19 protein-coding genes and 2 pseudogenes are annotated in these 21652 nt (G+C 56.0%); 8 read left to right on the top strand and 13 right to left on the bottom strand.

Translation table 11 applies throughout. The annotated features are described in order from the left end of the window. The first annotated feature begins 260 nt into the window (after positions 1-260). Complete coding sequence (locus L6D74_RS15565; RefSeq protein ID WP_007954656.1) at positions 261-446, top strand: hypothetical protein; 186 nt, start codon at positions 261-263, stop codon at positions 444-446. 10 nt (positions 447-456) lie between these two features. Here the strand turns inward: L6D74_RS15565 and L6D74_RS15560 are convergent, their stop codons facing one another. Both L6D74_RS15560 and L6D74_RS15555 read right to left on the bottom strand, forming a co-directional pair. Beyond that, a complete protein-coding gene (locus tag L6D74_RS15560; protein ID WP_064593659.1) occupies positions 457-660 on the bottom strand; it encodes a hypothetical protein in 204 nt (67 codons plus the stop codon). 99 nt (positions 661-759) lie between these two features. Continuing rightward, positions 760-1272, bottom strand: coding sequence for a BRO-N domain-containing protein (locus L6D74_RS15555; protein ID WP_236189723.1), 513 nt, complete (start codon positions 1270-1272; stop codon positions 760-762). Between the two features lie 295 nt (positions 1273-1567). Between L6D74_RS15555 and L6D74_RS15550 the strand changes: the two genes are divergently transcribed. Both L6D74_RS15550 and L6D74_RS15545 read left to right on the top strand, forming a co-directional pair. Continuing rightward, positions 1568-2833, top strand: a complete 1266-nt coding sequence (locus L6D74_RS15550) for an AAA family ATPase (protein WP_236189722.1) — start codon at positions 1568-1570, stop codon at positions 2831-2833. A gap of 2 nt (positions 2834-2835) precedes the next feature. After that, the gene (locus tag L6D74_RS15545; protein ID WP_011332632.1) at positions 2836-3462 is read left to right on the top strand and encodes an RloB family protein; all 627 of its coding nucleotides are present in this window, start codon (positions 2836-2838) and stop codon (positions 3460-3462) included. Between the two features lie 61 nt (positions 3463-3523). Here L6D74_RS15545 and L6D74_RS15540 read toward each other — a convergent pair whose 3' ends face one another. The 8 genes from L6D74_RS15540 to L6D74_RS15505 form a co-directional block, all read right to left on the bottom strand. Then, the gene (locus L6D74_RS15540) at positions 3524-5008 is read right to left on the bottom strand and encodes an APC family permease (RefSeq protein WP_236189720.1); all 1485 of its coding nucleotides are present in this window, start codon (positions 5006-5008) and stop codon (positions 3524-3526) included. A 145-nt stretch (positions 5009-5153) separates the two neighbouring features. Beyond that, the gene (locus L6D74_RS15535) at positions 5154-6578 is read right to left on the bottom strand and encodes a gamma-aminobutyraldehyde dehydrogenase (RefSeq protein ID WP_236189719.1); all 1425 of its coding nucleotides are present in this window, start codon (positions 6576-6578) and stop codon (positions 5154-5156) included. Between the two features lie 50 nt (positions 6579-6628). Beyond that, positions 6629-7456 (bottom strand): ABC transporter permease, encoded by an 828-nt coding sequence (locus tag L6D74_RS15530; protein ID WP_236189718.1) that lies wholly within the window; start codon positions 7454-7456, stop codon positions 6629-6631. Beyond that, entirely contained in the window at positions 7446-8381 is a 936-nt protein-coding gene (locus tag L6D74_RS15525) for an ABC transporter permease (protein WP_085611448.1), read from the bottom strand. Before L6D74_RS15525 ends, L6D74_RS15530 begins: the two co-directional genes overlap by 11 nt. Before the next feature lies 1 nt (position 8382). Further along, positions 8383-9420 (bottom strand): ABC transporter ATP-binding protein, encoded by a 1038-nt coding sequence (locus L6D74_RS15520; protein ID WP_085647772.1) that lies wholly within the window; start codon positions 9418-9420, stop codon positions 8383-8385. Between the two features lie 286 nt (positions 9421-9706). Further along, positions 9707-10858, bottom strand: coding sequence for a putative ABC transporter substrate-binding protein YdcS (gene ydcS / locus L6D74_RS15515; RefSeq protein WP_085747035.1), 1152 nt, complete (start codon positions 10856-10858; stop codon positions 9707-9709). 82 nt (positions 10859-10940) lie between these two features. Beyond that, positions 10941-12428, bottom strand: coding sequence for a gamma-aminobutyraldehyde dehydrogenase (locus L6D74_RS15510; protein WP_064593679.1), 1488 nt, complete (start codon positions 12426-12428; stop codon positions 10941-10943). A gap of 99 nt (positions 12429-12527) precedes the next feature. Continuing rightward, positions 12528-13442 carry a LysR family transcriptional regulator gene (locus tag L6D74_RS15505; RefSeq protein WP_007954670.1) on the bottom strand — a complete coding sequence of 305 codons (915 nt, stop codon included), beginning with the start codon at positions 13440-13442 and terminating at the stop codon, positions 12528-12530. 176 nt (positions 13443-13618) lie between these two features. On the opposite strand from L6D74_RS15505, the gene L6D74_RS15500 reads away from it, so the two are divergent. From L6D74_RS15500 to L6D74_RS15485, 5 genes and pseudogenes are all read left to right on the top strand, one after another. Beyond that, a complete protein-coding gene (locus L6D74_RS15500) occupies positions 13619-14341 on the top strand; it encodes a tellurite resistance TerB family protein (RefSeq protein WP_236189717.1) in 723 nt (240 codons plus the stop codon). A gap of 81 nt (positions 14342-14422) precedes the next feature. Beyond that, positions 14423-15415: a formylglycine-generating enzyme family protein gene (locus L6D74_RS15495; protein WP_236189716.1), complete on the top strand. Its 993-nt coding sequence runs from the start codon at positions 14423-14425 to the stop codon at positions 15413-15415. A gap of 129 nt (positions 15416-15544) precedes the next feature. Beyond that, positions 15545-15836: pseudogene (locus L6D74_RS30120) on the top strand (DUF533 domain-containing protein); the annotation flags it as partial. Between the two features lie 57 nt (positions 15837-15893). Further along, positions 15894-16889 carry a formylglycine-generating enzyme family protein gene (locus L6D74_RS15490; RefSeq protein ID WP_108559767.1) on the top strand — a complete coding sequence of 332 codons (996 nt, stop codon included), beginning with the start codon at positions 15894-15896 and terminating at the stop codon, positions 16887-16889. A gap of 89 nt (positions 16890-16978) precedes the next feature. Beyond that, on the top strand, positions 16979-17980 hold the full coding sequence (locus L6D74_RS15485; RefSeq protein WP_236189715.1) for a formylglycine-generating enzyme family protein: 1002 nt from the start codon (positions 16979-16981) through the stop codon (positions 17978-17980). Between the two features lie 32 nt (positions 17981-18012). Here L6D74_RS15485 and L6D74_RS15480 read toward each other — a convergent pair whose 3' ends face one another. The 3 genes and pseudogenes from L6D74_RS15480 to L6D74_RS15470 form a co-directional block, all read right to left on the bottom strand. Further along, entirely contained in the window at positions 18013-20505 is a 2493-nt protein-coding gene (locus L6D74_RS15480) for a LysM peptidoglycan-binding domain-containing protein (RefSeq protein ID WP_236189714.1), read from the bottom strand. A gap of 19 nt (positions 20506-20524) precedes the next feature. Continuing rightward, entirely contained in the window at positions 20525-21358 is an 834-nt protein-coding gene (locus tag L6D74_RS15475) for a DUF4123 domain-containing protein (RefSeq protein WP_064593688.1), read from the bottom strand. Then, positions 21355-21652, bottom strand: a pseudogene (locus tag L6D74_RS15470) (type VI secretion system tip protein VgrG); the annotation flags it as partial. The gene L6D74_RS15475 and the pseudogene L6D74_RS15470, both read right to left, overlap by 4 nt.

Below are 21652 nucleotides of genomic sequence, written 5' to 3'. Positions count from 1 at the left end.
CATTGATGGCACGGCGACAGCGTCTCAATGAAACAAGACGTTACGGTTATTTATCTCACAGACTTTTCTGATTTATAGGGCATATCTGCTTTTTTCGACTAATTACTCTAAAAACAGCTTTTCAGCGCCGATTTAATTTCTATTCTATGGGCATCGCCGGTCACGACCCATCCGACCGGCAGGGCTCAAATCGCTGCTTAAAGGAGCAGGGCGATGCGGTTTTCGAGAAATTTCTGACGTACTGGAAAAGGACATCGTCCATGACAAAAGGACAAGGCATCACCGAAATGTTAGGCATCTTTCCCTGCCTCACCAACGTCCGGCGAAGACGCCGGCTCAGTCCTGACGAACTGAAACTGGTGGAGCGTTACCGGGAGTTGTCGGAGAGCGACCGGATTGCGATGCGGTATCTGGTGGATGCGATGAGGAGTGTTTCGCGGTTTTGAAACAGGAGGTTCACCGTGAAAGCCATTTGGCTTTCACGTTGGCCAGATCAATCAACTTACCCGCGTCAGCATCGGCGATGCCGACATGGATTGCGTGCAGATGCTCGGCAACCGCACATTGTTTGACGAATTTTTGCAGGTAGTCTTCAGCAAAATTCTCGTCGCTCGGGATGATTTCGAGAATGGGCGGAAGTACAGGGATGGCGTTGCACATCAGTTTGGAACTCGGTCAGAAATGGGTCGAGGTTGATGGTGAATATTGAAGGGGCGGGCTCTGGAGTCCGCCTCTTTTTCATTGGACCAAGTGAGGCCGTCAGCTACATGTCCCCGATACCTGATATGGCTGCTGACCGAGCACCAACTCCGGCATATCACGCCATTTCACCCATGCCTGTTGTTGCCAGTGCAACAGCGGCACGGTGACGCCTGCCCAATGCACCGAGCTCAGGCTTGGGCAGTTTTCCGCTGTTGCTGAGCTGGTTTCCCGCAGGATGGGAATCACCTCATTGCTCAGCCATTGCCGAAGGTTGCGGTTTTCCGGGATGAAATGGTGGACGAGCAGCGCGTACGTGCCGGATTCGCTGACCATCGGGGTCTCGACAACATCGCCGTCCTTGCGCAGGCGGACGGTGCGGCGTTGGTCGGGGTCAAGTTTGAGCGTGACGCGTGGGTTCAAGGGATGGCCCATCATGCGGCCCAGATCTTGAGCGCAGAACCAGGCTTGATGATCAAGCAGGAGGGCGTGGAGGAAGCGGTTGTGGCGGGTGAATACGGTGGGGATGAAGTAAGGATGATCTTTAGAGGAATTTTGAGTTTGATTGGGCATTTGTCGACTCCAACATTGAGAATAGAGCCGCCACTCGGATGAGTGCGGTTGCGCCATTTTGATTTTGTTCCGGCTTCGACACCGGGCTGTTGATATCACAGCCGGAGTAGAGCCTACCTAGCAGGAGTTTCACCGCCAAGTCCACATAGTCGACGTGATCTGTAGGAAATGCGGAGGTCCTTCGTTCGCTAGGACCTTTCGGCGTTGAAAATTTATCATGTGTAAAAAAACTGCACTTCGTCTCAGAAATAGCTATATTCAGTTCAATTTTTCGCACGAAGTGCAGGTTTTTTACATGTTGATTGAATTTTCAGTTTCTAACTATCGCTCCTTTCGTGAGAAGCAGACGCTTTCGATGGTGGCAACCCCACGCCTTAGTAAAAAAAGAAACGTGTTTAAGCCTTTTGTGGATGGAGAAAAACTCCCAAATCTCCTGAAGGTCGCGGCGATTTATGGACCTAATGCCTCTGGAAAGTCTTCGCTTATTCAGGCCTTGGGGGTAGTGACAGAGTTGTTGAGTATCACACCTACAGCAGATAATAAGGGCTTGCCTGTAAAGGCATTTAGATTTGATCCTGAACTTGCGGATCTACCTAGTAATTTTGAATACAACTTTATAAAGAATGGACTTCGCTATCAGTTTATTTTAGGGGTTACAGAAAAGAGAATTGTTGAGGAAAGGCTTACATCTTACCCAAAGGGAAAGGAGTCTTTGCTATATAGTCGTGAACTAACGAGCAAGGGCGAGCGTTATATCTTTGGTGAAGGGCTGGAGGGCGGGAAAGAGGTCCATGAGGCTTGGAGGAGACTGACAAGCCCTAAAGCACTTTTTATTGCGCAGTCAGTAGCAAATAGTAGTGAGGAATTGAGGCAGCTTAGAGAACCGTTTGAGTGGTTTAAAACTACTCTTTGGTCAATTGAACAGGATTCGATGTTGCGTTGGTCTACCGCGTCAATAAGGATTCTGAAAAAAGTTCCTAGGTTTACTGAACATTTGGAACAGTTTTTGCGGGATGTAGATATTCCAGTTTCCAATATTGAGTTTGAAGATTCAGTAGCTGAAACGGCGCTGATGAAAGCCTCCGAAGCTTTATCGGCAGAAAATGTGTTTGGAGGAGATCAGAACGATAAGACGACTCTAACGCACACAACTCTATTGGGTAGTGCGGAGTTTGATTTTTCAGAGGAGTCAGGTGGTACAAAAAACCTTATTGGTTTTTGGTTGCCTTGGACAACTATGAACTTTAGGTCGGATAGTGAAGGCGGTATATTGGCGGTTGACGAGCTTGATAGTAGCTTGCACCCGGAAATTGTCGCCGATCTTATAGAGAAGCACTTAGATAGGAAAATAGACTCACAGTTGATTTTCACCACGCATGATACGCACTTGATGAATGCTAAGGTGCTAAGGCGTGATCAGTTTTGGATAACTGAGCGCGATGAAAATGGTGCAACTAAGCTTTTCTCAATCCATGATTTTGAGGGGCGAGAAGGTGAGGATGTAGAAAAGCGTTATTTTGAAGGGCGCTATCGTGGACTACCTCTGATCCGGAGGAAATAATCATGGGCCGCTCAGCAAATTCTTTTGATCGGAAAGGCTCGAAGTTCAAACCCCAGCCGAAGATTCTAATTCTGTGTGAGGATACTAAGTCTGGAAAACGCTATCTTGAAGACGCCGCTCACCATTTTCGAGCTAATGCTCAAGTAGAGATTGCTCACTGTGGGGTAACTCATCCAAGTGGAATTGTTGAAAGGGCGATTGCTCGACAGAAGAGTTTTGATAAGGTCTTCTGTGCTTTAGATCGTGATACTCATCTATGCTTTGATAGAGCAATTGATTTGGCTAAGCCACATCAGAAAATAAAGATAATAGCGTCCTTTCCTTGCTTCGAATTTTGGTTGTTGTTGCATTTTGGTTATAACAGAAAGCCGTTCACTGCAGTGGGTAAAAACTCTCCAGGAGACCTCGTGACGAAAAGCCTTAGAGAGAAACCTTACATGGGTAAATACGAGAAGGGGAAAGATATAAGCTATTTTGCCCAGCTACTTGGTGAGCCATTTCAAAAAGCGCGAGCCTTAGCACCGAAGGTTCTTGAGGATGTTGCTGTCAGTGGGGAACCCAATCCCAGCACTGAAATTCACCTGCTAATGAATGAATTCGAAATCCTTTCTAAACCTCAGTTGCTATAGCAGTCAAAAAAAGTCCCGATCCGTGATTTGAGAACCGGGACTTTATTTTGGTGGAGGAGAGTTACCGGCCCACCTTCCAGGCATCCCCAGCCGGCGCCTTCCCATGGTCATACGGCTTGCCAATCCACATATAAACCAGCCCCAGCCCAATAACGATCGCCGTGCTCAGCACCATCGCGTAGTTGATGTACCACGCGGCATCCGGGGTACGTGGCCAGGCCATGTTGATGATTGCGCCGACGCCATACACCAGCGCGCCGATGTTCACCGGCCAGCCCCAGGCGCGGAGGGTGAACTTGCCGCTGGGTTTCCAGCCTTTGCTACGGGCGTACAGGGCGGCGAGGACGATCATCTGGAATGCGAGGTAGATGCCGATGGCGGCGAAGCTGACGATGGTGGCCACGGCGTCTTGCAGGAAGAAGCCGAGGGCGATGATCAGGCCGGGCAGGACGCCGGACACGAACAGCGCGGCAACCGGCACCTGGGTCGTAGGAGAAATCTTTTTCAGCAGTCGGCTGCCGATGACCATTTCATCGCGAGCGTAGGAATACAGCAGACGACTCGCCGCAGCTTGCAAGCTGATGACGCAGGAGATGAAGGAAATCATTACCACGCCCATCACCACTTTCGAACCGACCGGGCCGAAGGCGTTGTTGAGGATGGTGGTGACCGGGTCCTTGTCGGTGCCGTTGATCACGGCCTGCATGTCCGGCACGGCGAGGATCAGCGCCAGGCAGGCGAACATCGCCGCGATGCCGCCGATGTAGATGGTCATGCGCATGGCCACCGGGATTTTCTTGCTCGGGTTCGGGGTTTCTTCGGCTACATCACCGCAGGCCTCGAAGCCGTAGTAGAGGAACATCCCCGCCAGCGACGCGGTGAGGAAGGCCGGCAGATAGGACCCGTCGACGCTGATGTTGAAAGTGTTGAACAGCACGCTGATCGGCTGGTGGCGCTCGAAAATCAGCAGGTACACGCCGACGATCACCGCGCCGACCAGTTCGCAGAGGAAACCGAACATGGCGATCCGCGCCAGCACTTTGGTGCCGCTGAGGTTCACCAGGGTGGCGAACAGCGTCAGTACCAGGGCGATGACGATGTTGGTGTTGTTGCTCGGTTCAAAACCCAGCATGGCCGCGAGGTACGGGCCGGCACCGACTGCCACGGCGGCGATGGTCACGCACAGGGCGATGGAGTAGATCCAGCCGACCATCCATGCCCATTTCTTGCCGACCAGGCGACGTGCCCAAGGATAAACGCCACCGGAAATCGGGAACTGCGACACCACTTCGCCGAAGATCAGGCACACCAGCAATTGACCGCAACCGACCAGCAAATAGGCCCAGAACATCGGCGGCCCGCCAGCGGCCAGGCACAGGCCGAACAGGGTATAAACCCCTACGACCGGCGACAGATAGGTGAAGCCCAACGCGAAGTTTTCCCACAGGCTCATGCTGCGGTTGAAGTTGGAGGTGTAACCCAGTTGGCGCAGTTGTTCGGCATCGCTGTCGGCAACGGCGGCTGAGAGATCGGGTGATGCACTCATGTGTGTTTGCTCCGTGAAATCGGCAGATTTCGGATGGCCGAAACCGTGGCGGGGCCTTGAAGGCGCCGCCCGGATCGGTAGTTATTGTTTTGAATGCCTGGTGATGCGGATGACCGGTTTCTGCCTTGAAGCCGGGGTGATGCCTTTAGTGCTTGAACATCACATGCCGAACCGTGGTGTAGTCCTCCAGCCCGTACATGGACATGTCCTTGCCGTAGCCGGACAGTTTCTGACCGCCGTGGGGCATTTCGCTGACGAGCATGAAGTGCGTATTCACCCAAGTGCAGCCGTACTGCAACCGCGCAGACAGTCGATGCGCACGTCCGACATCCGCCGTCCACACCGAGGACGCCAGGCCGTAGTCCGAATCGTTGGCCCATTCCAACGCCTGAGCCTCATCGGTGAATTTGGTCACCGACACCACCGGCCCGAACACTTCGCGACGGACGATTTCGTCGTCCTGCTGGGCGTCGGCCAGCACCGTCGGCTCGAAGAAGAAACCACTGCCTTCGACAGCCTTGCCGCCAGTGATCAAGCGAATGTGCGGTTGCGCCACGGCGCGTTCGACAAACCCGGCCACGCGGTCGCGATGCTGGGCGGTGATCAGCGGTCCCAGTTCGGTCGACGGATCATCCTGCAAACCGTACTTGATGCTGCTCACCGCTGCGCCAAGCTTCTCGACGAACTTGTCGTAAATACCTTGCTGGGCGTAGATCCGGCACGCGGCGGTGCAATCCTGGCCGGCGTTGTAGAAGCCGAAGGTGCGAATGCCTTCGACCGCCGCATCAATGTCGGCGTCGTCGAAGATGATCACCGGCGCCTTGCCGCCCAATTCCATGTGCATGCGTTTGACGCTGTCGGCGGTGCTGGAAATGATGTTCGAACCGGTGGCGATGGAGCCGGTCAGCGACACCATGCGCACTTTCGGATGGGTCACCAGCGGACTGCCCACGCTCGGTCCACGCCCGAACACCAGATTGAGTACACCGGCCGGGAAAATATCCGACGCCAGTTCGGCCAGACGCAACGCGGTCAGCGGGGTTTGTTCCGACGGCTTGAGCACCACGGTATTACCGGCGGCGAGGGCCGGGGCGATTTTCCAGGCGACCATCATCAGCGGGTAGTTCCACGGCGCGATGGAGGCGATTACGCCCACCGGGTCGCGGCGGATCATCGAGGTGTGGCCGGGCAGGTATTCGCCGCCGGCCGAACCGCTCATGCAACGGCTGGCGCCGGCGAAGAAACGGAACACGTCGGCAATCGCCGGGATCTCGTCATTCAGCGCGGCGCTGTAGGGTTTGCCGCAGTTGTCCGATTCCAGCTTGGCCAGTTCTTCGCCGTGGGCTTCGATGGCGTCGGCGAGTTTGAGCAGCAGCAGCGAACGGTCTTTCGGCGTGGTCTGCGACCATTCGGCGAAGGCACTGTCCGCAGCGCGGACGGCGGCATCGACCTGGGCCTCGGTGGCCTCGTTGATTTCCACCAGCACTTCACCGCGTGCCGGGTTGAGCACCGGTTGCGCCGGGCCTTCGCCGTTGACCAGTTGGCCGTTGATCAAGAGTTTGGTTTGCATGTTGTTGTCCTCTTTCTACTGCAAATTCAGGGTGGGAAAGGTCAGGGAATTCATTTGCCGCCGCTACCGGCCACGCTCTCGCCACCCCGGGTCAGGTAGTAGGCGCCGAGGATCGGCAGCATGGTCACCAGCATCACCAGCATCGCCACGACGTTGGTCACTGGTACGTCCCGTGGGCGGCTCAACTGGTTGAGCAACCACAGCGGCAAGGTGCGTTCATGGCCGGCGGTGAAGGTGGTGACGATGATTTCGTCGAACGACAGCGCAAACGCCAGCATGCCGCCGGCGAGCAGCGCCGAGCCGAGGTTCGGCAGGATGATGTAGCGGAAGGTCTGCCAGCCGTCGGCGCCGAGATCCATCGACGCCTCGATCAGGCTGTGTGAGGTGCGGCGCAGACGGGCGATGACGTTGTTGTAGACGATCACCACGCAGAAGGTCGCGTGGCCGACGATGATGGTGAACATCCCCGGCTCGATGCCCAACGTCTTGAAGGTCGCCAGCAGCGCGATCCCTGTGATGATCCCCGGCAGTGCAATCGGCAGGATGAGCATCAGTGAAATGCCCTGTTTGCCGAAGAAGTCCCGGCGGTACAGCGCCGCCGAAGCGAGGGTGCCGAGCACCATCGCAATCAGCGTGGCGATGGCCGCAATCTGCAGCGACAACTTGATCGCTTCCAGCACGTCCGGCCGGGAAAACGCCACGCTGAACCAGTGCAGCGTGAAGCCTTTCGGTGGAAAGCTGAACGCCGCGTCTTCGGTGTTGAAGGCGTAGAGGAAGATGATCAGGATCGGGAAGTGCAGAAACACCAGCCCGCCCCAGGCTGCAATGCGCAAGCCAATTGAGGCCTTTTCCCCCTGCTTTTCTGAATTAGAGCGCATCGAAGGCCCCCAGACGTTTGACGATGGACAGGTAGATGGCGATCAGCACGATCGGCACCAGCGTGAACGCCGCAGCCATCGGCATGTTGCCGATCGCGCCTTGCTGCGCGTAGACCATGCTGCCGACGAAGTAGCCCGGCGGGCCCACCAGTTGCGGCACGATGAAGTCGCCCAGGGTCAGCGAAAAGGTGAAGATCGAACCGGCCGCGATGCCCGGCACCGACAGCGGCAGAATCACCTGCATGAAGGTCTGACTCGGCTTGGCCCCGAGGTCGGCGGAGGCTTGCAGCAACGACGGCGGCAGGCGCTCCAGCGAGGCCTGGATCGGCAGGATCATGAACGGCAGCCAGATATAGACGAACACCATGAACCGGCCCAGATGCGAGGTCGACAAGGTGCTGCCACCGACCCCGGGAATCCCCAGAATGAACTGCAGCACCGGCTCCAGCCCCAGGTGCTGAACGAACCACTGCGCGACGCCGCCCTTGGCCAGCAGCAGCGTCCAGGCGTAAGCCTTGACGATGTAACTGGCCCACATCGGCATCATCACCGCAATGTAGAAAAACGCCTTGGTCTTGCCGGTGGTGTAGCGCGCCATGTAGTAGGCAATCGGGAACGCGACGATGGCGCTGGCGATCGACACCACGATGGCCATGCTCAGGGTGCGCAGGATGATGTCGAAATTCGATGGCTGGAACAGCGCGGCGAAGTTGGCCAGAGTCAGGTCGGGCGTGACCGCCATGGTGAAGTCGTCGAAGGTGTAGAAGCCTTGCCACAACAGCACCAGCAGCGAGCCCAGATAGATCGCGCCAAACCACAGCAGCGGCGGCACCAGCAGCATCGACAGATACAGGTTCGGCTTGCGATAGAGCAGGTTGGAAAACCTGCGCAACGGCGCCGATTGCGGGAGGGCGAGGGCGGTCATGTCACACCCCGCTCGCAACGGTGTCGTGCAGCGCAATCATCGCTTCCCGCGCCCAGCGCGCGCTGATGCGCTGGCCGGTCTGGTGCTGCGCGCTGCTGTCGATCCACTGATTGTTGGCCTGGCTGATGCTCAGGGTCTGGCCGTTTTCCAGGGTCAGTTCATAGCGCGTGGCGCTGCCCTGATACTGGATGTCATGCAGCAGGCCGCTGACCTCAATCTCGTGGCTGGCCAAGGGGCCTTCTGCGAAGCGCACGTGTTCCGGGCGGATCGAAAACGGCTGCGGATGGCCGCTGAGCTGGCGCGCCAGATCGCCACGAATCACGTTCGAAGTGCCGACGAATTCGGCGACGAACGTCGTGGTCGGTTTCATGTACAGATTGCGCGGGGTATCGACCTGCTCGATGCGGCCCTTGTTGAACACGGCCACGCGGTCGGACATCGACAGCGCTTCGGTCTGATCGTGAGTGACGAATATGAAAGTGATGCCGAGCTGGCGTTGCAGCTTCTTCAGTTCGCTCTGCATCTGTTCGCGCAGCTTCAGGTCGAGAGCGCCCAACGGCTCGTCGAGCAACAGCACGCGCGGGCGATTGACCAGCGCGCGGGCGAGGGCGACACGCTGGCGCTGACCGCCGGACAACTGCACCGGTTTACGCGCGCCGTAGCCGCCGAGGGCGACCATGTCCAACGCTTCTTCGGCGCGCTTGTGGCGTTCGGTCTTGCTCACGCCTTTGACTTTCAATCCGTAAGCGACGTTGTCCAGCACGTTCATGTGCGGGAACAGCGCGTAATCCTGAAACACCGTGTTGACGTCGCGCTGATAGGGCGGCAGACCGGCGGCTTCGGCGCCGTGAATGCGGATCGAGCCAGCGCTCGGTTGCTCGAACCCGGCGATCAGGCGCAGGCACGTGGTCTTGCCCGAACCGGAAGGGCCGAGCATGGAAAAGAACTCGCCGTCCTGGATATCGATGGACACCCGGTCAACGGCCTTCACCTCGCCGAACTGCCGGGAAACGTTGGTGAACTGGACTGCAAGCGTCATGGTGCGGTGCTCCAAAAAGGCGAAGGCCGTCGCAGCGGCCCTGCCTGGACTTCTGAAAAAACTGGATCGTCTGGCGGTGTATGCGATGGTTTTTGGCTAACTCATCTGGTCGATACGCCGCGATCTGCTTTTAGCTCCCTCTCCCTCCGGGAGAGGGCGGGGGGTGAGGGCAGCTATTTCAGCCATTGCTCCAATTTCAAAAGCAAAGTCAAAAGCTACCCCCTCACCCCAGCCTCTCCCCCAGGGGGGCGAGGGGAAAGGGAGCCGATCGCGTGATTTTCGAGAACTATCTACCGCCCATAATCGCAATGTAGTCCTGCGTCCACCGGCTATACGGCACAAACTTCCCACCCTCAGCCTGCGGTGTTTTCCAGAAGGCGATCTTGTCGAACTGATCAAAGCCGTTGGTCTTGCAGCCTTCAGCCCCGAGCAACTCACTGCCCTGACACGCCGCCGGAACCGCCGGCAACGAACCGAACCATGCCGCCACATCACCCTGGACTTTCGGCTGCAGCGACCAGTCCATCCACTTGTACGCGCAGTTCGGGTGCTTGGCCTCGGCGTGCAGCATGGTGGTGTCGGCCCAACCGGTGGCGCCTTCTTTCGGCACGGTCGAAGCGATCGGCTGTTTCTCGTTGATCAGGCCGTTGACCTGATACGGCCATGCACTGGATGCGACTACGCCTTCGTTCTTGAAGTCGCTCATCTGCACCGTGGTGTCGTGCCAGTAACGGTGGATCAGCTTCTGCTGAGCGCGCAACAGTTCCAGCACAGCCTTGTACTGATCTTCGGTGAGCTGGTACGGATCCTTGATCCCCAGCTCAGGCTTGGTGGATTTCAGGTAAAGCGCCGCGTCGGCGATGTAGATCGGACCATCGTAGGCCTGCACGCGGCCCTTGTTCGGCTTGCCGTCGGGCAGATTCTGCGCATCGAACACCACGTTCCAGCTGGTCGGCGCGGTCTTGAAGACGTTGGTGTTGTACATCAGCACGTTCGGGCCCCACTGGTACGGGGTGCCGTAGGTCTGGCTGTTGACCACGTACCATGGCGCGTCTTTCAGGCGCGGGTCGAGGGATTTCCAGTTCGGGATCAACGCGGTGTTGATCGGCTGCACACGCTTGCCGACGATCAAGCGCAACGAGGCATCGCCCGACGCGGTCACCAGGTCGTAACCGCCCTTGGCCATCAGGCTGACCATTTCGTCAGAGGTGGCGGCGGTCTTCACATTGACCTTGCAGCCGGTTTCCTTCTCGAAACCGGTCACCCAGTCGTAGGCCTTGTCGCTTTCACCGCGTTCGATGTAGCCGGGCCAAGCGACGATGTCCAGCTGGCCTTCGCCGGCGCCGACGGCTTTCAGCGGCTCGGCGGCCTGCAGGCTGGCGCTGGCCAGCAGGGCCGTGGTGATTGCACTGAGCAGTGCGGTCTTGTGCACGAACATGGTGAACCCTCTTCTTCAAATTATGGTCGGGGCAGTTGTGAACGCGGTGAAGCATGCCGTGGTCGGCTTGTTATTAGCGTAGTCAGAGATGCTGGCCGTGGCGGGCCATGATGTGCCGCACCACGCTGTAGTCCTGTAGCGAATCGCTGGATAAGTCTTTGCCGTAACCGGAGCGTTTCAACCCGCCGTGGGGCATTTCGCTGACCAGCATGAAATGGCTGTTGATCCAGGTGCAGCCGTATTGCAGCCGTGCGGCAACCTGCATCGCCTTGTCCAGGTTCTGGGTCCAGACCGACGAGGCCAGGCCGTATTCCGAGTCGTTGGCCCAGTCCACCGCTTGCGCGAGTTCGTCGAAGCGGGTCACGGTCACCACCGGGCCGAACACTTCGCGCTGGACGATTTCATCGCTCTGTTTGCAACCGGCCAGCAGGGTTGGCTGATAGAAGAACCCGGCGCCGGAATGCACTGCCGCGCCGGTTACCCGCTCGATGTGTGGCTGACCGAGGGCGCGCTCGACGAAACTGGCCACGCGGTCGCGCTGACGGGTGCTGATCAGCGGGCCGATTTCGTTGTCGGCATCGCGTTTGCCAGCAAAGCGCAGGCTGCTGACCGCCGCGCCAAGTTCGGCCACCAACTTGTCGTGAATCCCGGCCTGGGCGTAGATCCGGCACGCGGCGGTGCAATCCTGCCCGGCGTTGTAATAGCCATAAGTGCGCACGCCTTCGACCACCGCTTTGAGATCCGCATCGTTGCAGACGATCACCGGGGCTTTGCCGCCGAGTTCGAGGTGCGTGCGTTTGAGGGTCTTGGCGGCGGCCTGGAGGATTTTCTGGCCGGTGACGATATCGCCGGTCAGCGACACCATCCGCACTTTCGGGTGGCCAACCAAGTGACTGCCGACGCCTTCGCCGCCACCGCAGACGATGTTGATTACCCCGCGCGGCAGAATCTCGGCCAGTGCCGGGGCCAATGCCAGAATCGACAGCGGCGTGTGCTCGGATGGCTTGAACACCAGCGTATTGCCGGCGGCGAGAGCCGGGGCGATCTTCCACGCGGCCATCATGATCGGGTAGTTCCACGGCGCAATCGAGGCGACGACGCCAATCGGATCGCGGCGCACCATGCTGGTGTAGCCCGGCACGTATTCACCGCTGAGCTGGCCGGTCTGGCAACGCACGGCGCCGGCGAAGAAGCGGAATACATCGACGGTGGCGGTCAAGTCGTCTTGCCGCGCCAGATGCAAAGGCTTGCCGCAGTTCAAGGCTTCGAGGCGGGCGAGGTGATCGGCGTGCTTTTCGACGGCGTTGGCGATTTCCAGCAGCAGGTTCGAGCGTTGTTGCGGGGTGGTGCGCGACCACTCGGCAAAGGCGCGGTGGGCGGCGAGGATGGCGGCTTCGACTTGCTCGGTGCTGGCCTCGGCGATCTGGGTCAGGACTTCGCCGGTGGCCGGGTTGAGGATCGGTTCGACAAAACCCTGGCCGGCGACCAGTTCGCCGTCGATCAGCAACGCGGTGTGCATGTGGGTCTGCGCGCCAGCCATTTTCCGTGATCTCTTTTCTTGTATGGCCATGTTGCTCCCTGTTCCGGGAGCCGACCGTCTTATCGATGCAGCAAGACTAGTGCGCGGCTCCGGGGTCGACAAATTCTAAATACTGAAGGTGGCATTCGATTAAATAGATGGCTTGCGTCCGCCGTGGGGCTGCTCGCGGGCCACGGTCAGGAAAGGATCGACCAGCGCGGGGCGGGCGGTGCCACGACGCCAGGCCAGACCGACGTCGAGTGTCTGGTTGAGGTCGGCAATCGGTCGGGCTTCGATGATGTCGCCTTCGAGCGACCATGGGCGGTAGGTCATGTCTGGCTGGATCGACACGCCGAGACCCGCCGCGACGAGACTTCGCACGGCCTCGGTGGACGCGGTTCTGAGGGTGATCTTCGGTTGCAGCCCGGCGCCGCGCCACAGGCGTTGGGCGTTGCGATCCATTTCATCGACGTTCAGTTGAATCAACGGCTCCCGGGCGACATCGGCAAGGTTGATGCTGTCGTGTTCCAGCAGCGGGTGCTGGGCCGGCAGCCACAAACGGTGCGGCGAGTGGGTCAGCACTTCGGTCTGCAAGGCGTGGCGGTCTTCGAGGTTGGAGAGGATCAGCACCCCGACATCGATCTCGCCGCTGACCAGCAGGTGCTCGATGTACGGCCGCTCGTCCTCCATCACCCGAATCTCGACATTGGGGTAGGCACGCTGGAAGCGGGTGAGCAAATCCGCTAGGTAATAACCGGCCACCAGACTGGTCACCCCGACGATCAACTGCCCGGCGACCTGATCGGTGCTTTGTTGCAGGCTGCGTTTGGCATTGTCCACGGTGGCCAGAATCAGGTGCGCCTGGCGCAGGAACTGGTGGCCCTGATGGGTCAGCGTCATGCCCTTGGCGTGGCGATTGAACAGACTGACGCCGATTTCTTCCTCCAGTTGCTGGATGGCCAGGGTCAGGGTCGATTGGGAAATGAACGCGGTTTGCGCAGCGGCGGAGATCGAGCCGGTCTCGGCCACGGCGATGAAATGGCGGATCTGACGCAAGGTCATCATGGAAGGTTTACCCGGTGGGCGGTTTTTATAGATTGCCTCGAGTGTATATCTATTTTCGCGAAGGGCTGCCGTGGGCCAGGCAACATCTGGAAGCACACTCGCACCCAGGTGACGGGCACTTTCGAACTAGGCTGAGGGCCTTATTGATCCGGATAACCCCAGTTTGGAGACGGAACATGAACACCCGTGGATTGCTCGATCAACTCCTTAAGTCCGGCCAGGATCTGTTGCAGAACAAGGCGGGCGGGGCGCAGAACAAACCGGCTGCCGGTGGTTTGGGCGGCTTGCTGGGCGGATCTTCCAGTAACGGCGCACTCGGCGGCTTGCTGTCAGGCGCAGGCGGCGGTGCCCTGGCGGCCGGCGCCATGGGCCTGCTGCTGGGCAGTAAAAAGGCCCGTAAGGTTGGCGGTAAAGTCGCCCTCTACGGCGGCCTCGCCGCACTGGGCGTGATCGCCTACAAAGCCTATGGCAACTGGAACGCCCAGAAAGGCATCGCCCCACAAAGCGAACCGCAAACCCTCGATCGCCTGCCACCGGCGCAAGTCGAACAACACAGCCAGGCCATCCTCAAAGCCTTGGTCGCCGCCGCCAAGGCCGACGGCCACATCGACGACCGCGAACGCCAACTGATCGAAGGTGAATTCACCAAACTCGACAACGATCAGGAACTCAAACACTGGCTCCACGCCGAACTCAACAAACCCCTCGACCCCACCGACGTCGCCCGCGCGGCGAGCACGCCGGAGATGGCTGCCGAGATGTACGTGGCGAGCGTGATGCTGGTGGATGAGGAAAACTTCATGGAGAAGAGCTATCTGGATGAACTGGCGCGGCAACTGAAGCTGGAGCCGGGGTTGAAAGTGGAGCTGGAGAGGCAGGTGAGGGTGGCTTTGGTGTAAGCGGAGGTATTCAGGTTTTTATGAGACAGGGCAGGGGATGTTAAGGTTTGGCCTTTGACGCACCTTATAAGGATATTGCCCGTGTTACGTCAGTTTTTACTCGCCCTTCCGGCCATGTTTTTTCTGGCCGGTTGCGGGGCCGAGTCCGGCTCATTGCCCGTCAGCATGAACCTGACACCGGAAAAAGTCGCGTCGATTGCGGAAACTATTAAAACCAAGTATCCGAACCTATCCAGCGAGATGCGCGAAAAGGTCCTCAACACCGTAGTTCAGTCGATTGACAACATGGTGTTTATCGAAGGTGGCCAGTTTGATATGGGCGACTTTGGATGGGCTTGCGAATACGACGAAACGGATGTTTGTACTTGGCCTTGCGGGCAAGAGCCGGAGCAGCTTTGTCATATCAGCAGGAAGGGCAATGACGATTTCGTCCATCCGGTAAAGTTGAGCAGTTACTATCTATCGAAATATCAGGCTACGTTGGCGGATTTCGATCTTTTTTTTGTGGCTAATGGAAAGCCGCTCTATGACGCAGAGGATCGAAAACGCAAAGATTTGGAAAATCTTTATTTGCCTAACCTTCCTGCACCAACTCAAAGCTGGCAGGAAGCAAAAGATTATTGCACTTGGATTGGTTCTTTAAGTGGTTACGAAGTAGACCTGCCGACAGAGGCGCAATGGGAGTTTGCAGCCCGCAACCGTGGGCAGCACATCCTGTTTCCTACTGATACTGGGAGTCTTGATTACGGTAAGAATTTTCCTTTCGAAAATGAAGAGGAAAATTTCCCAGTGAATCGTTTTGCACCTAATCCTATGGGGTTCTATGGTATGGCTGGTAATTCCACCGATTGGGTTAATGACTGGTACGATGAAAATTATTACAAAGTTTCTCCTGTAGACAATCCTCAGGGGCCGGAAACGGGCGAAAAGAAGATCAGGAGAGGATCTACAACTTTGGACGCGCCACTGTCTGCGGCACCTCTCATCCGCCGTTGGCCTGAAGAGTTAGTGCAAAAATATCATTCAAGCGATACAAGTTTTAGGTGTGCAATTCAGTCCAGTAAGCCGCTTTAGTATTTCAGGCTGAAGGCGTCTTCTGCACCTTCATTTTTAGACCCCAAACGAAGAGGTGACAGGTTTGTTTTTCAAAGTGTCAATCTGTCACCTTTTTTTGTCGTAGAAGCCCTTGTAGCCATCGACTAAGCCGACAGCCACATCGATGATCGCGAACGTCAATTGATCCACGAATTACCAAACTCCACAACGACCAGCAATTTAAGTCCTGGCTTCACACCAAACTCCATAGCTCCTTGAGCCTGCCGACGTTGCGCGGATAGCAACGGAGGTGTATGTGCCGAGCGTGATGATAGGAATGGAGAGGTGGTATCTGGATGAGCTGGCTCGGCATTTGAAGCTGGGGCCGGGGTTGAAGGCTGAGTTGGAGAGGCCGGTCAGGTTGGCTTTTGTGGAGGAGGAGGTATTCAGGTTTTTGTGAGACACGGCAGGGGATGTTAAGGTTTGGCCTTTGACGCACCCTATAAGGAAATTGCCCGTGCTACGTCAGTTTGTGCTTGCCCTCCCGGCCCTGTTTTTTCTGGCCGGCTGCGAGGCCGAATCCGGCCCATTGCCAGTCAGCAAAAGCCTGACACCGGAAAAGGTCGCGTCGATTGCGGCAACCATCAAAACCAAGTACCCCAACCTCTCCACTGATCTGCGTGAAAAGGTCCTCAACACCGTAGTGCAGTCGATTGACAATATGGTGTTTGTCGAAGGTGGCCAGTTTGATATGGGCGACTTTGGCTGGGCTTGCGAATACGACGAAACGGATGTTTGTGCTTGGCCTTGCGGACAGGATCCGGACCAGCTTTGTAATATCAGCAGTAATGGCGATGATGACTTTGTTCATCCGGTCAAACTGAGTTCCTATTATTTTTCAAAGTTTCAAGTCTCGCTGGGTGATTTCGATTTGTTCTTTATTGCAAACGGAAAACCTCTGTTTGATGCTGAAAAGCGCGAACGTGAAGATTTGAAGTTTCGCTATCAACGTGATTTGCCTGCATTTACCAAAACTTGGCAAGAGTCCAAGGATTATTGTCACTGGATTGCCAGCCTTAGTGGTTATTCGGTGGATTTGCCTACCGAGGCGCAGTGGGAATTTGCTGCCCGTAATCGCGGGCAACATATTCTTTTTCCTACTGATACAGGTAGTTTGAGTTTTGGGAAAAACTATCCTGTGGAAGGAAGCGGTAGAACGTTTTCAATTGCTAAATTTCCACCCAGTCCACTGGGTATTTACAGTCTTGCAGGTAACGCGACTGACTGGGTTAATGATTGGTACGATGAGGAATACTACCGACAGTCACCAGTGGAAAATCCTCAAGGGCCGGACAAAGGTACATATAAGGTTAAGCGAGGCTCCTACTATCCAGAAGGCCCAATGTCCGCCGCATCTATAGTTAGACGCTGGCCGGATAAACCAGAACAGGAAGCCTATTATCCTGGTACTGGTTTTCGCTGCGCTATTCAGTCAGAGGGGCGTCTGCAATGACTGCTTCTCTCAAGCGTTTTTTCCATTGGTGAATATGTCAATTTTGGTCTGGCGGTAGCGATGCTCTTAGATGTTTTAGGATGATAAGGATGTTGTCAGTTTTGTGTCGGTGGGTATTCGTCTTTGCAGTGTTTTTTATAATTTTCGGCTGCAAAGCAGAACATGATTCGCTGCCAGTCAGTAAGATCCTCAGTTCGGAAAAGGTCGCATCGATCGCGGCAACTATAAAGACTAATTACCCGAATCTCTCCACTGAGCTGCGCGGGAAATTACTCAATATGGTAGTTCGGTCGATTGACAATATGATTTTTGTCGAAGGAGGCCAGTTTGATATGGGTGACTTTGGCTGGGCGTGTGAGTATGACGAAAGAAATGTATGTGCTTGGCCATGCGGGCAAGATTCGGATCAGCTTTGCAGTATAAGTCCTGATAGTGATGATGATTTTGTGCATTCGGTAGTGCTGAGTGGGTATTATATTTCTAAGTTTCAAGTGGTTCTGGGTGATTTTGATTTGTATTTTTTTGTAAACAAAAAGTCTCTATTCGATCAGGAGTACCGAGAGCGTGAAGATCTAAAATTTAGATATCAGCCTAGTTTGCCTGCGCCAACTAAAACTTGGCAGGATGCCAGAGATTATTGCCAGTGGCTGGGGGATCTAAGTGGCTATGCGGTGGGGCTGCCGACTGAAGCTCAGTGGGAATACGCTGCGCGCAGTCGTGGGAAAAAGCTTTTATTTCCTACGGACAGTGGAAGTCTGGACTTTGGGAAAAATTTCCCAGTCGAAGACGAGGAGAATAATTTTCCAGTGGATCGCTTCGCACCTAATCCATTGGGGATATATGGTTTTTCTGGTAACTCAACTGATTGGGTTAGTGACTGGTACGATAAAGACTATTACAAAGTTTCTCCTCTTGAAAATCCGCAAGGACCAGAATTTGGTACTCAAAAAATCAGGCGCGGCTCAACGGTCTTGGAAGCTCCATTATCTGCCGCTCCAATGGTCCGTCGCTGGGCTGTGGGCCCAATACAAAAATATCATACGAGTGATGCAGGTTTTCGATGTGCTGTTCAGTCAGTATCATTAAATTAGTATAGAAATTAAGGCGCTGAAAGCGCCTTTAATTAAGCCAAATTGTCAAAGTGGCTGCTCCGCCTTGCTGCTATCAACGTCTTTTCTTTACGCCAAGGCTGGCCGGGGCTCCACGCAAGCATTCCATATTCCTGCGCCTTGCTGTCAATATTTACTGCTAACGTCCCAATGAAACGGTTAAATTGTTGCTGCTCCTTCCCATCAAGTAAGGAGTTTAGACGATTCAGACTTTTCATTGCATTAACCTTGCTGCCATCTTTTGAGCAGCATTCTAACACCTCAATGAAGTGTCTCCAGCTGCGTAGATGGGAAAGTAATAATACAGCAGCTTTTTCCTGGTCTTCAGCCCAGCTTTCCACAAAGCTTTCGGTTAATAAATGAAGCATCGGGCCAATGGTTTCAGGTGGTAAAATTTCAAGTGGTATTTTCTTGTTTTTTATTTTAATGGCCTGGTTGTTGATTAGATATTTTGCGAGGTTTTGGGCTTCTACCTTGGTTGCCTGTCGATCGTCCCACCAAAGTCCAATCTTTCGAAAACCCTCATCAAATGCTTCGCCTGGCTGCGTAGCTATTCTGAACATTCCTCTTGCCATATAGTTGAAGGCATCCTTGCTCACCGCCAACTGATAGTGGAAGTCTGCTTTTGATAGCGCGTTGCAAAAGACATAGATCAAATCACCAATTTTTTCTAAGTCTATCGACGTACCAAAGCCACCACCTGCACCCGGTCCGAAAACTAAGCTTGCCTTGCAATTAATTGCCAACCGGTCTGCGCGGATTTCAATCCCAAAATCAAAACTCGCCCCGATTCCAAGTGCGACATTCCCCTCCGCCTTGATTTCCACCAGACTCGACCAGTCCGTACTGCCACTGTCATTCGCCTGTCCGGGCGTGATCTTGCCCACACCTTGTTTGGTGGAATCAAGCCACTTCAACGTTCCGGTTACGGTTCCGCCACCTTGAACGCCCGCGAATGCGTTGCCCTTCAGGCCGAGGCTGCCACCGCGTTTCTTGTCGACGGCCAGGTCGGGCGTACTCAACAGTGCGGTCACACCGGAGGCTTCTACTTCCTTGGGTTTGTATTGGGCTTTGGCACCTGCCTGGCCTTGCGCGGTGGCGCCAAGGAAGCAAGACAATTCCACCTTGCCGTCGAGCCGGAAGATGCCAATGTCGCTGACCACTTCCTTGCCTTCGGCATTGCGGTACGGCATGCGCACCACGTAGCCACCCTGGTCGGGAAAGTAGCTCTTGAGTGCAACGGAGCCTTCGGCCAGAGAGATTGCTGCGCTGCCTTTGACGCCGAGTTCGATGTTGCCTTTGCCGGGTTCCCAACTGTTGATACCGGCACTGGCCGTGGCGGCAAAACGGAACGCGTGGGCTTCGGCCGACACGGCGTACATCGCAGAGTCCGCTTCGTTGGAGGTCCAGGAGCATTCTTTGTGCAGTGCGTTGAGCAGGTTGTCGTCCTTGCTCGTCCACGATGTGAATTTGGCTTCCAGGCTCCCCAGAGGGCTGGTTTTGCGACCATCATTGACCGCCGTACGGATGTCCTTGATCAGATCCTTGGCCAGATTCTTGTCCAGTGGTTTGCCTTGCATCACCTTGGTAGGGACTTTGACACTCCAGGTGAGTTGTTCTCGGGTGCGTACCGGAATGTAGTGGCGGCGAGACGGGTCACGGAAGGAAATGTATTCGACCACCGTAATCCCGGTTTTGACCTGCTTGCCTTTCTGGGTGTCCGAGGCTTTCCCTTTGCCATGTTTGATGTCTGGTGCTGCACCGTTGGCACTGGTGGAGCTGTCGCCGGCTTCGGCTTTGCCTTGTGCGGCAATCCGGTTGCGCAGTGACTGAATCTCCGCGTTGAGCTCGGCAACTTTTTTGGCTTGCAGGCCTTCCCAGTTGGTCTCCAGATAGTTGCCTTCGAATGCGGGCTGCGGCTTGTAGCGCTGATACCAGTCACGGGCCTTTTGCACGGTCGCCAGTTGGCCTTGCAGATCCTCCTTGCGCTCGATGACAGTTTTCGGTTTTTCCACCGGGGGAGGGGAACGTTGCAGCAGGCCTGCTTCCTCGGCCTTCGCGTTCCAGTCATCTTTGACACAACGCGAGCAGGAGCAGCCAGCCTGCGGATCCTTGGTCTTGGCGCATTTGCTGGCTTCGGTCGCCTTGGCCAGATTCTGATGCAGCTCGTCCATGAGTTTTTTGACGAGGTCGCTCTGCTGCTTGAGGTCTTTCGACTCTTTTTCAGTCAGCACGTAAAAGTGTTCATCTCCGGTGATGTGTACGACATCGACCAGTTCGTCCTTGCACTCGACGGCACCTTTTACAGCCGTTGTGCTTTGGTTGTCGGCGTGTTTGGGTGGCGGCAGGGCTTTTGCTGCAGGTAATTTCAGAACCCAGCCGACCTTGATGTGATTGGGATCTGTGATGATCGGGTTCAGTCCCCGAAGATCCGCCACGGAGCATTTGTTGGCGGCGGCAATGCTGCCAAGAGTGTCGCCGCTCTTAACGGTGTAGGTGTCGCTCATTGCGCATCGTCCTTGTGATTCACAGGCTTTCCAATTGCATCAACTTGTCGCCTAGCGCGACGTCGTCACGCGCCAGTAATTCGGCGGCCGGTGACTGATCCCAGAAACTGTCGCCACGCTGGATGGCGACTCGAAGCCATCGCTCTTGGTCGGCCATTTGCTCGTAGCCCATGTCCTGTCCGGCCAGCAATTGGCGGTGGACGAATTCGACGGCGTCCTCCGTGGGCAAGACTTCCTGATAATCGTCGGCAAAACGGGTCGCAATGACCTTTAGCCTGCCCTGCTCGATCAGCGCCTGGCGCTCCGGGCTCAAATGCAGCCAGCCCGGAGCCTGAGTTTCCGTTGAAGCGCTTTGAGGCGACTTGGCGTAATACCGCCAGCCGATCTCATTGCGCCAGGCTATGCCACTGAAGGGGCCGATGAATTGGGCTTTTTCAGCTTCGCTGAGGCTGAATAGCAGAGGCTCCAGCCAGCGCGGTTCATAGAAGCGCATCATTTGCTGAGGGTCTTCATCGGTTTTCACGGTCAGCAGACTGCGCCAGTGTTCAATGCCCTGATCCAGCAAGGCCGGATCACTCAACCAGGCGACACACCCTGCATCGGATTGCTCCAGCAGTTTGCTGGCGTAACTCGCAGCCGAATGCTTTTCCGGGTACATGACTACGTAGGGGCCAGCAGGCTGGAGCTCGGCGTAAGGCGTGTTTGTAAACAATGGAATACAGCTGGGCCTGGATTGTTCTTCACCTCGAAACAGGTGGCTCAGCAGGTCCGGATCAAAACTGCGATCCAGAATCAGGCACATTGCCCCGGTTGTCGTAGGCTGCTCGAAAGGTGACTGGATGGAGGTAATCATGCTGACGCTCCCGTCTGGTGAACCGGACAGCACCCGGTCGCGTCGAGATGACATGACGGCGTCGGCAACAGCACGCCTGCCTTTGACTGTGCCTTGAAGGAGCCGAGGGAGGGTTTGACGACTTGGCCAGCCTTGTCCGCATCCGCCTGTTTCAGCACGCCCGGCATCAGTGGGGCGGCACCGGTGCCGCTGCCCGGTCCACCACCGGAGTTGATGTTGATCGCCGGCCCGCTCATGGTCACGCCGCCGCCATCGATCTTGATGAAGCTGCCACCGCCGACCAGCGTCAGTTCG

The organism is Pseudomonas pharyngis (genome assembly GCF_021602345.1).
Classification (GTDB): domain Bacteria; phylum Pseudomonadota; class Gammaproteobacteria; order Pseudomonadales; family Pseudomonadaceae; genus Aquipseudomonas; species Aquipseudomonas pharyngis.
The sequence above is the reverse complement of the archived record's forward strand: the minus strand, read 5'-3'. Positions and strand labels throughout refer to the sequence as shown.

What these genes read in the sequence shown, in the direction of transcription:
- L6D74_RS15565 (WP_007954656.1), top strand. Translation starts at nt 261, where the DNA reads ATGACAAAAGGACAAGGCATCACCGAAATGTTAGGCATCTTTCCCTGC.
- L6D74_RS15560 (WP_064593659.1), bottom strand. Translation starts at nt 660, where the DNA reads ATGTGCAACGCCATCCCTGTACTTCCGCCCATTCTCGAAATCATCCCG.
- L6D74_RS15555 (WP_236189723.1), bottom strand. Translation starts at nt 1,272, where the DNA reads ATGCCCAATCAAACTCAAAATTCCTCTAAAGATCATCCTTACTTCATC.
- L6D74_RS15550 (WP_236189722.1), top strand. Translation starts at nt 1,568, where the DNA reads ATGTTGATTGAATTTTCAGTTTCTAACTATCGCTCCTTTCGTGAGAAG.
- L6D74_RS15545 (WP_011332632.1), top strand. Translation starts at nt 2,836, where the DNA reads ATGGGCCGCTCAGCAAATTCTTTTGATCGGAAAGGCTCGAAGTTCAAA.
- L6D74_RS15540 (WP_236189720.1), bottom strand. Translation starts at nt 5,008, where the DNA reads ATGAGTGCATCACCCGATCTCTCAGCCGCCGTTGCCGACAGCGATGCC.
- L6D74_RS15535 (WP_236189719.1), bottom strand. Translation starts at nt 6,578, where the DNA reads ATGCAAACCAAACTCTTGATCAACGGCCAACTGGTCAACGGCGAAGGC.
- L6D74_RS15530 (WP_236189718.1), bottom strand. Translation starts at nt 7,456, where the DNA reads ATGCGCTCTAATTCAGAAAAGCAGGGGGAAAAGGCCTCAATTGGCTTG.
- L6D74_RS15525 (WP_085611448.1), bottom strand. Translation starts at nt 8,381, where the DNA reads ATGACCGCCCTCGCCCTCCCGCAATCGGCGCCGTTGCGCAGGTTTTCC.
- L6D74_RS15520 (WP_085647772.1), bottom strand. Translation starts at nt 9,420, where the DNA reads ATGACGCTTGCAGTCCAGTTCACCAACGTTTCCCGGCAGTTCGGCGAG.
- ydcS (WP_085747035.1), bottom strand. Translation starts at nt 10,858, where the DNA reads ATGTTCGTGCACAAGACCGCACTGCTCAGTGCAATCACCACGGCCCTG.
- L6D74_RS15510 (WP_064593679.1), bottom strand. Translation starts at nt 12,428, where the DNA reads ATGGCCATACAAGAAAAGAGATCACGGAAAATGGCTGGCGCGCAGACC.
- L6D74_RS15505 (WP_007954670.1), bottom strand. Translation starts at nt 13,442, where the DNA reads ATGATGACCTTGCGTCAGATCCGCCATTTCATCGCCGTGGCCGAGACC.
- L6D74_RS15500 (WP_236189717.1), top strand. Translation starts at nt 13,619, where the DNA reads ATGAACACCCGTGGATTGCTCGATCAACTCCTTAAGTCCGGCCAGGAT.
- L6D74_RS15485 (WP_236189715.1), top strand. Translation starts at nt 16,979, where the DNA reads ATGTTGTCAGTTTTGTGTCGGTGGGTATTCGTCTTTGCAGTGTTTTTT.
- L6D74_RS15480 (WP_236189714.1), bottom strand. Translation starts at nt 20,505, where the DNA reads ATGAGCGACACCTACACCGTTAAGAGCGGCGACACTCTTGGCAGCATT.
- L6D74_RS15475 (WP_064593688.1), bottom strand. Translation starts at nt 21,358, where the DNA reads ATGATTACCTCCATCCAGTCACCTTTCGAGCAGCCTACGACAACCGGG.